The organism is Microbacterium alkaliflavum (assembly GCF_044325405.1).
Classification (GTDB): Bacteria; Actinomycetota; Actinomycetes; order Actinomycetales; family Microbacteriaceae; genus Microbacterium; species Microbacterium alkaliflavum.
Map to the genome: position 1 here is coordinate 569,220 of NZ_JBIQWL010000002.1, position 14,769 is coordinate 583,988.

Annotated in this window: 18 protein-coding genes; 8 read left to right on the forward strand and 10 right to left on the reverse strand. The window is 66.4% G+C overall.

Going from position 1 to position 14,769, the window contains the following annotated elements; translation table 11 throughout:
* Window positions 1-63 precede the first annotated feature (63 nt).
* On the reverse strand, window positions 64-789 hold the full coding sequence (locus ACH3VR_RS07595) for a 2-oxo acid dehydrogenase subunit E2 (RefSeq protein WP_396640145.1): 726 nt from the start codon (window positions 787-789) through the stop codon (window positions 64-66).
* A 303-nt stretch (window positions 790-1,092) separates the two neighbouring features.
* On the opposite strand from ACH3VR_RS07595, the gene ACH3VR_RS07600 reads away from it, so the two are divergent.
* Window positions 1,093-1,596 (forward strand): flavodoxin family protein, encoded by a 504-nt coding sequence (locus ACH3VR_RS07600; protein WP_396640146.1) that lies wholly within the window; start codon window positions 1,093-1,095, stop codon window positions 1,594-1,596.
* Window positions 1,597-1,646: 50 nt separating this feature from the next.
* On the opposite strand, the gene ACH3VR_RS07605 is transcribed toward ACH3VR_RS07600, so the two are convergent.
* The 4 genes from ACH3VR_RS07605 to ACH3VR_RS07620 form a co-directional block, all read right to left on the reverse strand.
* Complete coding sequence (locus ACH3VR_RS07605; protein ID WP_396640147.1) at window positions 1,647-2,084, reverse strand: hypothetical protein; 438 nt, start codon at window positions 2,082-2,084, stop codon at window positions 1,647-1,649.
* A gap of 273 nt (window positions 2,085-2,357) precedes the next feature.
* Window positions 2,358-3,137: an SDR family oxidoreductase gene (locus tag ACH3VR_RS07610; RefSeq protein WP_396640148.1), complete on the reverse strand. Its 780-nt coding sequence runs from the start codon at window positions 3,135-3,137 to the stop codon at window positions 2,358-2,360.
* A 40-nt stretch (window positions 3,138-3,177) separates the two neighbouring features.
* Window positions 3,178-4,605 carry an MBL fold metallo-hydrolase gene (locus tag ACH3VR_RS07615; protein WP_396640149.1) on the reverse strand — a complete coding sequence of 476 codons (1,428 nt, stop codon included), beginning with the start codon at window positions 4,603-4,605 and terminating at the stop codon, window positions 3,178-3,180.
* Window positions 4,606-4,616: 11 nt separating this feature from the next.
* Window positions 4,617-5,183 carry a flavodoxin family protein gene (locus ACH3VR_RS07620; RefSeq protein ID WP_396640150.1) on the reverse strand — a complete coding sequence of 189 codons (567 nt, stop codon included), beginning with the start codon at window positions 5,181-5,183 and terminating at the stop codon, window positions 4,617-4,619.
* A 298-nt stretch (window positions 5,184-5,481) separates the two neighbouring features.
* Here ACH3VR_RS07620 and ACH3VR_RS07625 point away from each other — a divergent pair, with 298 nt between their 5' ends.
* The 4 genes from ACH3VR_RS07625 (at window position 5,482) to ACH3VR_RS07640 (ending at window position 10,003) form a co-directional block, all read left to right on the forward strand.
* On the forward strand, window positions 5,482-6,141 hold the full coding sequence (locus ACH3VR_RS07625) for a pyridoxamine 5'-phosphate oxidase family protein (protein ID WP_396640151.1): 660 nt from the start codon (window positions 5,482-5,484) through the stop codon (window positions 6,139-6,141).
* A complete protein-coding gene (locus ACH3VR_RS07630; protein ID WP_396640152.1) occupies window positions 6,138-8,309 on the forward strand; it encodes a glycoside hydrolase family 65 protein in 2,172 nt (723 codons plus the stop codon). Before ACH3VR_RS07625 ends, ACH3VR_RS07630 begins: the two co-directional genes overlap by 4 nt.
* Window positions 8,310-8,355: 46 nt before the next feature.
* Window positions 8,356-9,548, forward strand: a protein-coding gene (locus ACH3VR_RS07635; RefSeq protein WP_396640153.1) for an IS3 family transposase whose coding sequence is annotated in 2 segments (ribosomal slippage) — window positions 8,356-8,640 and window positions 8,643-9,548 — 1,191 coding nt in all. Because the reading frame shifts where the segments join, the coding sequence is not laid out codon by codon here.
* 20 nt (window positions 9,549-9,568) lie between these two features.
* Entirely contained in the window at window positions 9,569-10,003 is a 435-nt protein-coding gene (locus ACH3VR_RS07640) for a glycosyl hydrolase family 65 protein (protein WP_396640155.1), read from the forward strand.
* Between the two features lie 50 nt (window positions 10,004-10,053).
* On the opposite strand, the gene ACH3VR_RS07645 is transcribed toward ACH3VR_RS07640, so the two are convergent.
* The 3 genes from ACH3VR_RS07645 to ACH3VR_RS07655 are packed head-to-tail and all read right to left on the reverse strand — an operon-like array spanning window position 10,054 to window position 11,749.
* Window positions 10,054-10,401, reverse strand: a complete 348-nt coding sequence (locus ACH3VR_RS07645; protein ID WP_396640156.1) for a hypothetical protein — start codon at window positions 10,399-10,401, stop codon at window positions 10,054-10,056.
* 54 nt (window positions 10,402-10,455) lie between these two features.
* Window positions 10,456-10,995 carry a flavodoxin domain-containing protein gene (locus tag ACH3VR_RS07650; protein ID WP_396640157.1) on the reverse strand — a complete coding sequence of 180 codons (540 nt, stop codon included), beginning with the start codon at window positions 10,993-10,995 and terminating at the stop codon, window positions 10,456-10,458.
* Between the two features lie 16 nt (window positions 10,996-11,011).
* A complete protein-coding gene (locus tag ACH3VR_RS07655) occupies window positions 11,012-11,749 on the reverse strand; it encodes a hypothetical protein (protein WP_396640158.1) in 738 nt (245 codons plus the stop codon).
* A 275-nt stretch (window positions 11,750-12,024) separates the two neighbouring features.
* Between ACH3VR_RS07655 and ACH3VR_RS07660 the strand changes: the two genes are divergently transcribed.
* Complete coding sequence (locus tag ACH3VR_RS07660; RefSeq protein WP_396640159.1) at window positions 12,025-12,255, forward strand: pyridoxamine 5'-phosphate oxidase family protein; 231 nt, start codon at window positions 12,025-12,027, stop codon at window positions 12,253-12,255.
* 23 nt (window positions 12,256-12,278) lie between these two features.
* A complete protein-coding gene (locus tag ACH3VR_RS07665) occupies window positions 12,279-12,473 on the forward strand; it encodes a hypothetical protein (protein ID WP_396640160.1) in 195 nt (64 codons plus the stop codon).
* Between the two features lie 62 nt (window positions 12,474-12,535).
* Here the strand turns inward: ACH3VR_RS07665 and ACH3VR_RS07670 are convergent, their stop codons facing one another.
* Both ACH3VR_RS07670 and sigJ read right to left on the reverse strand, forming a co-directional pair.
* Complete coding sequence (locus tag ACH3VR_RS07670; RefSeq protein ID WP_396640161.1) at window positions 12,536-12,913, reverse strand: hypothetical protein; 378 nt, start codon at window positions 12,911-12,913, stop codon at window positions 12,536-12,538.
* Window positions 12,914-13,099: 186 nt separating this feature from the next.
* Window positions 13,100-13,963 (reverse strand): RNA polymerase sigma factor SigJ, encoded by an 864-nt coding sequence (gene sigJ, locus ACH3VR_RS07675; protein ID WP_396640162.1) that lies wholly within the window; start codon window positions 13,961-13,963, stop codon window positions 13,100-13,102.
* A gap of 162 nt (window positions 13,964-14,125) precedes the next feature.
* On the opposite strand from sigJ, the gene ACH3VR_RS07680 reads away from it, so the two are divergent.
* Entirely contained in the window at window positions 14,126-14,482 is a 357-nt protein-coding gene (locus tag ACH3VR_RS07680) for a nitroreductase family deazaflavin-dependent oxidoreductase (protein ID WP_396640163.1), read from the forward strand.
* Window positions 14,483-14,769: the final 287 nt, after the last annotated feature.

The window sequence follows — 14,769 nt, forward strand, 5'->3', positions numbered from 1 at the left end:
CAATGATCGATCGGCTCCAGGGCCGTTGCGCGGGACCACCGTCCCACGAACTCGGCAGCCGGTTCAGAATGAGCTTTCCCCTTGCTGCAGACGCGGCGCATCGGAGGTGAGGACCGCCGCGGACTCGACCAGGTCGCGGAGGTCGGCGATGAACCTCGCGGCAGGGGCGCCGTCGACGACGACGTGGTCGATCGCCAGGGTCACGTCGATGATCTCGCGAGCCTCGATACGATCGTCGACGACTCGGGGACGGCGACTGATGCCTCCGACGACCATCTCGAGCGACATGACTGTCGGTGGCGACATCCCGAAGCCGCCCCCGCCCCCGAACATCCCCACGTTCGTCACACCCACCGTGCCGATCCTCTGCCGGATCCGCACCGAACGCGACATCGTCGCGTACATCAGCCTGCTCGCACCGGGAATCGCCGCGACAAGACGTCCCCATCGATGCAGCAGTTGCCCCGGCGCGCCGGCGAACGGCTCTCGCTTCGCTGCTTCGATCTCAGCGGTGAGATCCGCGACCGACCGGGACTGCGTATCGCGCAGAACACGCGGAAACGCGATCGGCCGGTCGACCGTGGGCACCTCCACGAGCACAGTGGTATCCACGAACGAATGGACGACGATTCGGCCTCGCCAGTTCCGGTAGCCGTGCACCTCGGGGTTGTGTGCCACCGCGCGCCCCAGGCAGGCCACGAGGTACGCCGTCATCGAGAGCGGCTTCTTGTCAGGCGCTCTCAGCAACCGAAGAGCTTCCGTGACATCCAACTCCAGCAGAGCGGTCATCGGTGCGACCCGCCGCCCCGCCCTCAAACCCGCGATCATGATTCGGCGAGCGGTATCGACCGTCCGGACAGATGTCGCTCTCGTGCTCGACAGAGGTTCGATCCCCTCGCTCATACATCAGAGCCTGGCGGCGGCCAGGCGTGGCAACAGAGCCGAAAGTCCTATCGACGTTCGAGGGCGTCCGCGATCGACGCCGCCCACGCATCGAACGGGACGAACGTCCCACCCGCGTGGATGTCGGTGCTGAATGATCGATGTCGCGTGAGAACGGCCCGCCGGCGAGGCGGCCACTGGGAGGTATCGATGCGTGCACTCGTGGTCTACGAGACGATGTTCGGCAACACGGGTCGTGTCGCCGCCGCGGTCGCCGACGGGATGTCGGATGGCGCCGACGTGACGCTTATGGATGTCGTCGACGCGCCGACCGAGATCCCGGCCGGAATCGACATGGTTGTCGTCGGTGGTCCGACCCACGTCTTCTCGATGTCGCGCGTTTCGACTCGTCGCAATGCCGCGCGGCGGGGGGCTGCTTTCACGGACGTCCCCGGCGGAATCCGCGAATGGCTCGAGGCCCTCCCTGCTGCAACGACTCACGTGTCGTTCGCGGCTTTCGACACCCGCGTCGATTTTCCGCTCCTGCCCGGCGCTGCATCCCGCGCCGCCTCCAAGCGAGCCGAGAGTCTGGGATTCGACGTGAGCGAACCGGCGAGCTTCCTCGTCGAAGGATACGAGGGCCCGCTCGTGGAAGGACAGCTCGAGCTCGCGCGCCAGTGGGGGCATGGTCTCACCGAGCATCTCGCGGGGTGAGCCGCCCGCGGCAAGAGCGCGCGGGACCTTCGTCCCGAAGGCCACCGCTCTCACCTCCCACAATCGACGTCGTGACTGCCCTTCAGCCGACGTACTTCGCTATCCGATCCCGGTTCACGCACCCGACGTTCGCGACGCTTCGTACCGAGCTCGACCAGCTGCTCTCGGCCGCCGCATCGCTCGGGCCACGACTCACAGTGCTCCGACCCGGTCGCCTTCTTCTTCGCGATCACGCTCCGCTCGGCGCACTCAGAATCGACGCCCTTCCCGATGTCGCGATGGAGAGCTACTTCCGCCACCTGACCGCGGCGCTGCTGATGGGGGACGAAATCCAGGTCGCTCCCCTGGCCGGAATGCAACTTCTCATCGCCGGAAGCCTTGCCCAAGCGCTTCCGACGCGTGTCCGGCACGCCCGATCCGCGGACTCCGATGATGCCTCCGCGATGCGCGTCGATCTGCGCAACGACCTGTTCCAGATCGACGGTCAAGAGCCTCAAGTCGACCGCGCCGATCAGGACTCGCTTCGCTCCCTCTGCCTCATCTACTCCCACCCGACCGCGGAGCTGCTTAACGTCCGCTCGTATGGACGAACCGGCACGCCTGCCGGGGCGAACTCAGAAGGACGCAGCCCGCCCCAGGTCGCTGTCCGGTGAAACGGCAGTTTGCCGCTCGATCGAAGTTCTACCTTCGCCGACTCCAACCGAGGGCAGCCCGCCATGATTTGCCGGCTGCGGCGAAACTGGCGCTTCTCCGGGGTCCTGCTACCAGACGGACTCACCGCGGATGACGGCATCCGATCCCCCGTCGATGTAGATGACCTGCCCGCAGAGGTGAGCGTTCGCTTCACTGGCGAGCCAGACGAGAAGCTCGGCGGCATCTCGGGGCTCGAAGAATCCATTGAGTGGCATCGGCACCACCTCCGCGAGCTGCCGTCGCCCTTCCTCAGTAGCTGTCAGATCCGCGGTCATCGGTGTGCGGACGACACCCGGTGCGATCGCGTTCAGGGCGATCGAGGCGCCAGCCCATTTGGGAGTCGGAGCGGTCCGGCGGATCCAACGCGACAGCGCGCGCTTCGCGGTGCCGTAGATGAGCCCACCGGTCTGCGGGTCGGCGGCAAGCTCGGATGCTCGCTCGAGCGCACCCATTTCGTCGGCAGCGATCAGGCGCTCCAGGAGGGGCTCGTCGGGCGGGAACAGCGCGGCCATCGACGACACGGCGACCGCGCGAGGTGCGTTGGAGCTGGCCAGCAGCGGGCGCAGACCTTCGAGTGTCGCGATCGTGCCGAAGTAGTTGACCGCGACGGTCGCGATCGTCGGTGTCGCGAGGCCCGCGACCGCGAGCACGGCGTCCACCGTCCCGCCCGACAGGTCCCACACTCGATCGACCAGCTCTGCGCGTCCCGCCGGAGTGCCCAGATCCACCGTGACGTCGGACTGCCTGATGTCGACCCCGATGACCTGGTGACCGGCTTCGGTGAGCAGTTGTCTCGAGGCTTGTCCTATGCCGCTCGCAGCTCCGGTGACGACGTATGTGCGAACCATGATTCTCCTCCATCGATCGTCGGCAGGCTCCCTGCCGGCTTCAGGCCCGTGAGGCCGACCCGCGATGCGCCGCGTGCGCCGGCTGAACGTTGGGAGCAGCAGACCTCTCGGTTCCGATCGAGTCGCGTTCGCCGAACGTCGGCACCCGCGCGGTCCACCCGAGCGATCGTCGGATCCGCACACGGAGGGAATCCGCGGCGGTGGGTTCGCCGTGCGTCAGGAAGACCGCCCGCGGAGGCCGCGGCGCATTGCCCATCCACGCGACGAGCTGCGCCGCATCCGCATGCGCAGACAGCATCTCCAGCGAATGCACTTCTGCTCGGATCGGAATGTCGCGACCGTAGATGCGCAGGCTGCGCTCGCCGCGAAGCAGTGCCGCCCCGCGCGTGCCACCCGCCTGGAACCCGGTGAGCACGATCGCGTTGCGCGGGTCGTCACCGTATGCCGCAACGTGGTGGAGGACTCTGCCGCCCTCGAGCATGCCGCTGGCGGAGATGATGACGGCGGGACCGCCTCGCAGGTTGAGCAGCTTCGACTCGTCGACGGATCGCACGAGCGTTGCGACACGATACATCGCCTCGAACTCGCGCGAAGTGAGGCGGTGCTCCTCCGGATACCGCTCGTAGATCTCCGACGCATCGACGGCCATGGGACTGTTGAGGTAGATCGGCACGTCCGGGATGCGGTCGGAAGCACGCAGCCTGCTCAGGTGCAGAAGAAGCGCCTCGGCGCGTCCGATCGCGAAGGAGGGGATCACCACGACTCCGCCGCGCCGGCACACTCTTCTGATGACGTCGCCGAGCGCCGACTCGGGATCGTCGCTCGGGTGCAGCCGATCGCCGTATGTCGATTCCGAAACGAGCACGTCGGCACCCTCGAAAGGCCGCGGCGGCTTCATGAGCTGATCATCGACCCTGCCCAGATCGCCGGTGAAGTGGACGACCGTTCCTTCGGCCTGCACCTGGACCTGAGCAGCGCCGAGGATGTGTCCCGCCGGGAGGAATCGCACTCGGAGAGCACCGAGTTCGAGATCCTCGTCGAAGGGATGACTCGTGAATCGCCCCAGCGCGGCGCGGGCATCGTCCTCGGTGTACAGGGGCTTCGGCGTGCTGTGCCGAGACGTGTGGTGTCGATCGGCGTAAGAGGCCTGCTCTTCCTGAAGCCGGCCGCTGTCGGCCAGGACGAGCTGGCTGAGATCCGTGGTGCCGTGTGTCGCATGGATGCGCCCGCGGAAGCCGTCTCGCACGAGGGCGGGCAGGTATCCGGTGTGGTCCAGGTGCGCGTGGGTGACCACGACCGCATCGATGCTTGCGGGATCCACGGGGAATCGGGCCCAGTTGCGCTCGCGCAGCTGTTTGAACCCCTGAAAGAGACCGCAGTCGATCAGCACTCGCTGGCCTTCGCTCTCCACCAGGTAGCGCGATCCTGTGACGGTGTCGGTCGCGCCGAGGAATCGAAGAGTGCTCATCGAAGTACTCGTCAGCCCTTGGACTCGGCGTGGAGCGGAGCGAGAGTCCGGCCCAGCTCGCGACCCCACTCCCGTGCTCGGTCGACTTCGCCGTCCACGAGCCGGCTCTGCTTGTCGACGACGAAGCTGTTCGGGTCGGCCAGTCGGCTCATTCCCCGCGCACGCAGCTTGCGATCGATCGCCACCGCGGCGGATCCAGTGAAGATGCGGGGCATGTCGGCACGCGTGTCGAATGCGACGAAGAGCAGCGCTTTCGGCGGAGATTCTTTCAGCCACTCGCGGATGCCGGTGCCGTCGGCGGACTCGTCCAGTTGGAGATCCCGCGCCTGATCCTCCGACCATCTGACCGCTTCCGCACGTGTGGATGCCCGGCTCAGTCCATGGACATGTGTCGGCGCGCCGACGATCACGACATCGGAAGTGAGGGGCCACGGTTCGAGCCCGTGGACCGCTCTGACTTCGACCGTCGCGCTCTCCAAGACGCCTTCGGCGATCGCCTCGGCGATGCGACGCGTGTTGCCGAACATCGATTCGTAGACGACCGCCACGCGGGGCGGGTGGTGTGTCGTGGTGCTCATCGGGGCTCCCGGTCAGCGACTCGATCGACGTGGAACATGAGGCCATCCCCTTCTCTCCGCTTCAGCGCACACCTGATCGCACGGCGGACTCGGGTCGAAGGTCCCGTGACGAGGCGTTGGGACCTTCGGCCGATCGGCACGGCAGGTGCCGCACAGCGTCTGGGGTGAGAGCGCGCGCGGGAGCGCTGAGTCGGAGGTCGTCATGGAGCGGTCCGCTCGGATCATCTGTGGGACCTTCGTCCCTGGACGCCCTTGCCTTTCGGGGTGAGATGAACCGTGTCGGACGAAGGGAGGCGAGATGACGAACCAGCGTGAGGATCCCCCGCCCGACTTCACCGAGCGCTTGCTCGGTCGGACCTCTGTGGCGCGCTCCGATTCAGCCGTCACGCAGCTGACCACCGCCGAATGCTGGCGTCTTCTTGAAGACAGCCGGCTGGGCAGGCTGGCGGTGACCGACTCTCGTAGTGCCCCCGATCTGTTCCCGGTGAACTTCACCACCCACGAGGGTGTGATCTACGTACGCACCGCACAGGGAACGAAGTTGAGTCGGATCTTGGCGCACCCGGCCACAGCGCTCGAAATCGACGGGGAGGACGCGGAGACCCAATGGAGCGTCGTTGTCCGAGGTTGGGCGCATCGCGTCGTCGATGGCGAGGAATTCGAGGCAAGCGGCGCGGGAGTCCTTGTCTCGTGGAGTCCCGGTCAGAAGCCGTACGCCGTCAAGATCACACCGCACACTGTCAGCGGTCGCCGCTTCAGGCGGAGCGATTCACCGGGATCGTCGGAGAGAGTGCGTCCACAGGCCGATCTCGGCGGCGCTCATCCCACCGGCGACAACTCCGCGACGGTGCGTCGGGCAATCGATGACGCCGACGCGCAGAACAGCCGTCCGAGGCGCGGCAGTCGTCCGGAACCCATCCCGCACCTCAGACCGCTCGGGCAAGGCCGCAGGCGATGACGTGGCGATGGATCGATACCCTCCCGGCGCCCGATGCGGGGTTGGCCGTTGATGTGCAAGATTCGATGAGCAACTCGCGGGTCGGTACCCGGCAAGCACAGGCAGCGCCCGCGAGGCGAGAGGCCTGCACGCTCTGCGCCACTCCAACCACCGCATGGCATCTGGACTTCTCGGACACGGAGACCGAGGACGACCGGGATCGAATCGGCTCAAGAGAGTCACTGCTCACCCTGAGCAACGGCTATCTCGCCACCCGCGGCGTGGCGGCCGAGGACACCGACGATGGACTGCGCTATCCCGCAACCTATGTCGCGGGAATCTACAACCGCCTCCAATCCGTCATCGAGGGAAGACATCGCGCGGACGAAAGTCTGGTCAACCTTCCGAACTGGCTGCCCATCGCTGTTCACACCTCGGCTGGAGGTCTGCTGGACAGATCGAACGCTCGCATAGCCCACGATCATCGGCGGCTGGACATGGCCACGGGGACGCTCCTGCGCGAGGTTGTCTCGGTCGACCCGGGCAAGCACCGCACGCGGATGCAAGAGGAAAGGATCGTATCGATGCACGATCCACACCTCGCCTACCTGCGGGTCACGGTTACCCCTCTGAACTGGTCAGGCGTCATGAATGTCGAGTCGTGGATCGATGCCGAGGTGACGAACAACAATGTTCCCTCGTTCCGCGGGCTGCAGAATCGACACCTTATGAACGTCGCCGCCGATACGAGCGATGGCGGTCAGGAGTGGCTCGAGGTCGAGACGACGCAGTCGCGCATCCGAATAGCGATCGCGTCTCGCACAGAGATCCACAACGGGTTCGCGTCGGTGTCAGCGCACCAAGCCGGCGCGACCCGACTGCGATGGGAGGTCCGGGCGTCGGAGAGCGTCCCTGTCGTGATCGACAAGACGGTCGCCATCTTCACCTCCCGCGACCATGCGATCAGCGAACCCTCTGCGGCGGCACACCGCGAGCTTGCTCATGCCCTTCCGTATTCCGACGCGCGGGGCGCGCATCGAGCGGAGTGGAAACACATCTGGCTGCGCATGCGCCTGGAAACCGAGATCGACGCGAGCCGGCATCCAGCCACCATCGAAGTGCAGCGCGACGCGAACCTCCAGCTGTTCCATGTGGCGCAGACACTCTCCCGCCACACGTCGGACGCTGACGTCGGAGTTTCGGCGCGCGGGCTCCATGGCGAGGGCTATGGCGGCCGGGTGTTCTGGGACGAGTTGTTCGTGCTTCCCATGCTCAATCTGCGCATGCCCGAGCTGACTCGTGCTCTCCTCATGTATCGATATCGCAGGCTTCCAGAAGCTCGCAGACTCGCCGAGAGTATCGGCCTCAGGGGTGCGCTCTTCCCGTGGCAGAGCGGCAGCGACGGGCGAGAGGAGACGCCGGCGACCCTCTTCAATCCGCGCTCGGGACGCTGGCTTCCCGATCGATCCTCCTTGCAGCTCCACTCGGGTCTGGCGATCGCGTACAGCACCTGGCACTACTTCCAGGTCACCGACGACCTGGACTTCCTTGCCTCGTACGGCGCAGAGCTCATCACCGAGATTGCGCGATTCTGGTCGGAACGAGCAGAGTTCGACCCCGGCACGAACCGGTACCACCTCCGCCACATGATGGGGCCCGACGAGTTCCACGACGGCTATCCCGACCACGGCGGCGAAGGCATCGACGACAACGCCTACGTCGCGGTGATGGCATCCTGGGTCCTCGACACGGCTCTTCGGGCCCACCACACGCTCGGCGGCGACGCAAACGCCGGGCTCTGGGAACGCCTTCGGGTCGATACAGACGAGCTCGACCGATGGAGAGAAGTCAGTCGAAGGCTCTACGTCCCGTTCCTTCCCAGCGGACTGCTCGCGCAGTTCGATGATTACGAGGCACTGACGGAGTTCGATTTCGATCGCTACCGGGCGCAGTACGGCGACATCGCGCGCCTCGATCTGCTGCTGGAAGCGGAGGACGACACCACCAACCGGTATCAGGTCACGAAGCAGGCAGACGTGCTGATGCTCTTCTATCTCTTCAGCGCCGAGGAGCTGACTGCCATCCTGACCCGGCTCGGGTACGAATTCGATCCTGAGACCATCCCCGCAACCATCGAGTACTACCTCGCACGCACGACACATGGATGGGACTGCTGCACGAGTAGGTGACATCTGATCTGGCTTGCCCCTGGGGTGGGCCTGGAAGGATGTTGCTGTGCCCAAGCCCTACCCGAGCGAGTTCCGTGACGACGTCGTGCGCGTCGCGCGCAACCGCGAGCCCGGAGTGACGATCGAGCAGATCGCCAAGGACTTCGGTGTTCACCCGATGACGCTGCAGAAGTGGCTCCGTCGCGCCGACATCGACGAGGGCGCCAAGCCCGGCCAGACTCGCACCGAGAGTGCCGAGCTGCGGGAAGCGCGCAAGCGGATCCGGCTGCTGGAGCAGGAGAACGAGGTGCTCCGGCGCGCGGCGGCGTATCTGTCGCAGGCGAACCTGCCGGGAAAATGATGTACCCGCTCGTGACGGAGCTCGCCGCTGCAGGGATCCCTGTGACGGTGACGTGCCGGGTGCTCAAGCTCTCCCGCCAGCCCTACTACCGGTGGCTGGCGGACCCCATCACCACCAGCGAGGTGGTGGAGGCGTATCGCGCTAACGCGCTGTTCGACGCACACAAAGACGACCCCGAGTTCGGGCACCGGCTGCTCGCCGACGAGGCCCGCGACGCCGGCGAGGCCATGGCGGACCGCACCGCGTGGCGGATCGCATCCGCGAACGGCTGGTTCAGCGCGTTCGGCAAACCCGAGCGGGGCAAGGGACGCCGGCCCGGCCCGCCCGTCCACGATGACCTCTGCGCGGTCATCGACGAGGCGGGCAGGACACGGCACGTGTTCGCCGCGGACGCGCCGAACGAGCTGTGGCTGACCGACATCACCGAGCACAGGACCGCGGAGGGCAAGCTCTACCTCTGTGCGATCAAGGACGTGTTCTCCGGCCGCATTGTGGGGTACTCGATCGACTCGCGGATGAAGTCCCGCCTCGCCGTCCAAGCCCTCGAGAACGCCGTCCAGATGCGCGGCGACGTCGCCGGCTGCGTGGTGCATAGCGACAGAGGCAGTCAATTTCGCAGCAGGAAGATGCTCCGCGCTCTGGCTCGCCACCGCATGGTCGGGAGCATGGGAAGAGTCGGCTCCAGCGGAGACAACGCGGCCATGGAATCGTTCTTCGCCCTGCTCCAGAAGAACGTCCTTGACCGCCGCTCGTGGACCACCCGCGAGCAGCTGCGCATAGCGATCGTGACCTGGATCGAACGGACCTACCACCGCCGCAGACGCCAACCCCGCCTCGGTCGTTTGACGCCCATCGAGTTCGAGACCATCATGAACACGACCGTCGCACTGGCGGCGTGACTACAACCTGTCACCTATCCGTGCAGCAGTCCCGATCGACCCTCAGCGCGGTCGCTCACGCGTGGGTGCTCTCGCGCGGCGACCGCGCGGCGGCCTGGCGCCTCCTGTGCGAGGCGCTCGAGGCGGATCTCGCCGATCGCAGGGGCGGCATCACCCGCGAAGGCATCCACCTCGGCGCGATGGCGGCGAGCATCGACATCCTGCAACGCTGCTTCACAGGCCTGGAGATCCGGGCGGCCGCGTTGCATCTGCATCCCCGACTCCCCGATCCGCTGACCAGACTCACGTGCGATCTGCAATTCCGCGGTCACCTGATCACCCTGACGTTCACTCATGAGACGACACGAATCACGTCACGCTCGACCGCTGCACGCCCATTGACCGTCGTCGTCGACGGGACTCCGATGCTGCTTCCCAGCGGGGGGTCGCTCGAGATCTCCTCACCGTCGCGGTGACCCGAGGGCGATCTCCGATCGGCGCCGTGTGTCGCGAACGATCGCGTCCATCAGCCAATGAGAACCAGGATGCCGCTGGAGAGATTGATGCCGACGAATCCGAAGACGATCGCACTCCCGACGATCACCGGCAGCCACGCTCCGGCGACACCGACGCGCGACGCTTTCGCGCTGTAGCGTGCGGTCAGTAGGAGCGGTGACGCAAGGATGAGGGTCGAAACCCCCAGTGCAAGTGCCAGCACCCACCACGCGGGCCGGCTGGACGGCTCAGTCCACCCGAACATGCCCGGAATGCCCTCACCCACGAGGAATGCGGTTGCGACGGAGGGGAGGAACAGAGCGAGCGACCACCAGGCCTTGGCGAGAGGTCGTGTCGTGTCACGCGACTGCGGCTTCATGCTTCCGTTCCTCTATCGGCATCCGACGCGAGTCAGCCGAGGGATTCCGGGCACCTACGGTCGCGCATCGGCGGATTGAAGGTCGTCCGCGATCGACTTTCCCCACGCATCGATCGCGGACCATTCGCGGAAGTCGCCCTTGGGCAGGATGTCGCGGATGGCCGGCATCCAGGCGATGATGCGATCAGCTCCACGGATCTTGTCCGGGTCGTACGCGCCACGGAACACTTGCATCCCGCGGGGGTGCAGCGTGTCGGAGTACTCCGCGAACTGCTTCGGCCGCGCTCCTTCGAGAACGTCCTTGCCGTCCTTGTCGACCTGCTCCGTTCCCAGTGGTCCGCTGCTGAACAGCCATAGCGGGTGGGCGGAGAGCTCGGCTTCGTTGCGTTCCACGAACCGCCTGGCATCCTTGCGCCAGTTGAACTCGTAGGTCGCCGATCCCACGAGGTAGGCGTCGTACCCCGACGCCCTGTCGATATCGGCACACTTGACGACATCGACCTCGTAGCCGCACTCGTCGAGGACCTTGCCGAGACGCTGTGCGATGCCTTGTGTCGCGCCGTACTTGCTCGCATAAGCGACCATGACTTTCATCCCACCACTCCTTCATTCACGCGATGTTCGTTGTTCGGTGGAAGCGGACCGCGAGCAGCGGCGCGGCCGCCACCAGGGTCAGCCACACGATGCTGACGACGATGATCTCGAACGCATCGCCTCGATCCATGCCCATCCCGACACCCACCGTCACGAACGAGACCGCTGTCGCAGTGCAACTCGCCACGAAGAGCCAGCGGAGGCTTCGATCGAGGCGGGTCCGCTCCGCGAAGACCGGGACGAAGCACAAGAAGACCCCACTGATCAGGACATACCCGAGTTCCTCGAGGGCGATGAACACGCCGTTGGGGTTGTACTGGGTGAGGATCGACCAGCCGTCGAGTTGCCCCTTCTCGAGGTTCACCTGCATCACCGCAGCTTGGACGTAGTAGTCCGACAGCAGCACGGCGGAAGCGATCACGGCCAGGCTCAGCGCAAGTCGGCTGAAGACGGCTCGGTCGGCCCCCGCCAACTCATGCACCGCAGCCACCAGCGCAACGAACAGCACCGGGAGAAGCATGCCCGGGAACATCCAGTAGTAGTCCCCCGGCCACTGCGCGACGATCTCTTCGCTCGTGAACGGGTAGTCGACCCTGTTCGGGAGCGCCGTGATCGCCAGCGCGAACGTGATCAGCGTCAGCACGGCGGTTGCGATCGCGCTCCAGAAGCCGAATCGCGCCGCAACCGGGCTGATTGTCGCGCGGGAGCCGGGAAGTGTCGCCGTGACGTTCACCGTCTCGCCATCCGCAGCCATCGCCACAAGTCCCTTCGGACGTGGGCGGCCCGACCATGCGGGTCCGCCTCAGAACCTCAGCTTCGGCCCGCGCGGCACCCGCCGTCGGGACGAAGGTCCCATCCTCGACCACGGGACCAACGGCCCGGACCGATTCACGACGTCGGCGGCGAAGGATCGCTGTGAGGCATTTCGAATGCGCCACAGGACTTTCGACCCGAGCGCTGACCGCACGCGGGCGGTTCGGTGGGGTGAGACCCGCGAAGCCGTGGCTAGACGAACTGGGAGACGATCGCATGAACAGTGGAGCCGACGTGAAACCCGAGGCGCTGACGGACGACCAATGCTGGAACCTTCTCGCGCGGTGCTCGCTCGGGCGCCTCGCCGTTGCCATCGACGGGCAGCCCGAGATCTTCCCCGTGAACTATGTCGTGGACGGCCCTCGCGTCCTATTCCGCACTGCTCCGGGGTCGAAGCTCGCCGAGTTGACCGCGAACCCAAGGGTCGCATTCGAAGTGGACGAGTAGACGAAGAATCCGCCTCGAGCGTCGTGATCAAGGGCACGGCAGCGCGTCTCGAGCAGCAGCGAGAGATCGATCAGGCCGATGCGCTGCCTCTGACCTCCTGGCTCCCCACCCTCAAGTACCGCTGGGTGCGGATCTCACCCGTGTCCATCACCGGTCGCCGCTTCTCGCGCGGACCGGAGCCGGCCCGCTATATCGCCGGCGAGGACGACAGGACGTGACGCCCGGGCCGATCGAGGTCGTCGCCCGTCGAGCACCGCGCGCCGTCGGCTCGCCGGATGCCTCAGCGGAAGATCTTTGCGGCACTCCGCACAGCGGATACACCGGCGATCGCCGCGACCACGCTCATGACGATCGGAGTGGCCGCCAGCACGAGGGCGATCGTATTGGGCTTGAAGACCGCGCCGTTGGGGCTATGGACGTATGCGCCTATCGGCAACGCGATCCCGCCACCACCTCCACCCGAGCCTTCTCCCCTACCCTGAGGCACCTTCTCGAAGGCGGGCGTCTCGCCTGACCCCTCCCCCGCGCCGAACCCGAACACGACGATCGCGACGGGCACGACGTCCTGCCCGCCGATCGACGACTTCTCTCCATACGCGATCCGGGCGCCCCATGAGGGTACGGACCCGGCAAGCTTCTCGACCACACTCTCCGCCATGCAGCGACCATATCGGCCAGCGCGCTCAAAGGGCCAGACTCCCACCGCACGGTCGAAGATTTGAGGCCTATCCCAGCGCCCCTGCCGGATCGCCGTCCGCGGCGTGCTTCTTCCGATCGTCGACTCCGGGCGCGAGGATCCAGCTGACTCCGCCCACCTCCGACCTCCCCCGGCTGCGTGGCGTGCTCAGTTGAGGTGGGCGAGCTTCTGCGGGTTTCCGATGCCGTGGATGAAGGTGATTCGGTCGTCCGCGTACTCGAGGGCCAGGACGGTGATGATGCGTCCGCGACGGCGGGCGATGACCCCGGGGCTTCCGTTGACCTCGGCCGGCGTGAAGGCCAGTCCTCGTCCACCGACCGAGGCGAGGAATTGCCGGGCCACCGCACTCGCGCCGACGGTGACGCCCCGCGGTGCTTCGGGGATGGTTCCGCCGGAGTCGAAATGGCCGCGGACATCGGAGGCGAGCACAGTCATGAGCCCGTCCAGATCGCCGTCGGATGCAGCGGCGGCGAACCGTTCCGAGAGTCGACGGGCGGTTGCCGGATCGACGGTGAATCGGGCGGTTCCTTGGTCGGCGATGCGTCTGCGGGCGCGGGATGCGGACTGCCGCGCCGCGGCCGGGGAGACGCCGAGCACGTCGGCGATCCGGTCGAATTCGAGGTCGAACACGTCGTGGAGCAGAAACGCGGTCCGCTCGGCGGGGGTGAGCTGCTCGAGCACGATGAGCAGCGCCATGCGGACTGAGTCGTCGAGCGTGACTCGGTCCTCCGGGAGGGTCCGCTCATCGGTGACGATCGGTTCCGGCAGCCAGGGACCGACGTATGCGCGGCGGGAGTGTTCGTGCGCACGCAGCCGATCGATCGCGAGCCGGGAGGACACTGTGACCAGCCACGCGCGCGGTTCATCGAGAGGCTCATCGCCGCGTGCGAGCAGTCGCAGGTAGGTCTCCTGGGCGACGTCCTCGGCTTCCGCGACGGAACCGAGCACGCGGTAGGCGACATCGCGCACAAGCGGTCGATACGCCATCCAGAGTTGCCCGAAATCGGTCATGTCCCAACGACGATCCACGACCGGCGGATGTGACGCAACAGCCGGATGCTATCCCCTCTGTCACATCGGCGGCCGCTCGCCCGTCTTCCCTGTGTGGACAACGAACCTCTCACCCAGCAGACACCGCCGACCCGCGTGGCATCGGGACCACCGCGCCGCCTCGTGACTGCGACCGCGCCGTTGGCGAAGGCCCTGGCGGGGCGCCGCGGTATGCCGCTGTGGGCGCTGATCCGGCACCGCGGGCGACGCAGCGGCACCGCGTACGAGACGCCGATCGCGGTCGTGCCGACCCGGGATTCGTCGATCGTGATGATCGGGCTGCCCTGGGGTCGAGACACCAACTGGGCTCGCAACGTCATGAGCAGCGGGGACGCATCATTGCGTCGCCATGGGCGCGACGTCGCTCTGACCCGGCCACGGATCATCGAGGCGGCGGAAGCCGCGGAACTCGCGAAGGCACCCTTCGATCGGGTGATCAAGCGATTCCCCGCCGCGATCGTCCTCCACCGAAAGCTCTGAGCGCAGACCTGCCATCCTCCTCGACCACACGCACGAGTAAGGAGCACGGAGTCTCGCGCTTGCAAAGCGGCGGCTCCTCGGAGGGGCAGATCAGCGGAGGCCGGGATGCAAGAAACCCCCGCCGAAGCGGGGGTTTTCGTCTTGCTGGGGTACCTGGACTCGAACCAAGAACAACTGAAGGTCGTCTGCGGCTCGACTCCCCTACCCTGCATACGCAGGAAACCGCGTGTTTCCGCGGTTCTCATCGGTCCAGTGTAACGGCGAGCACGGGCGCGGGCGGGCTCAAT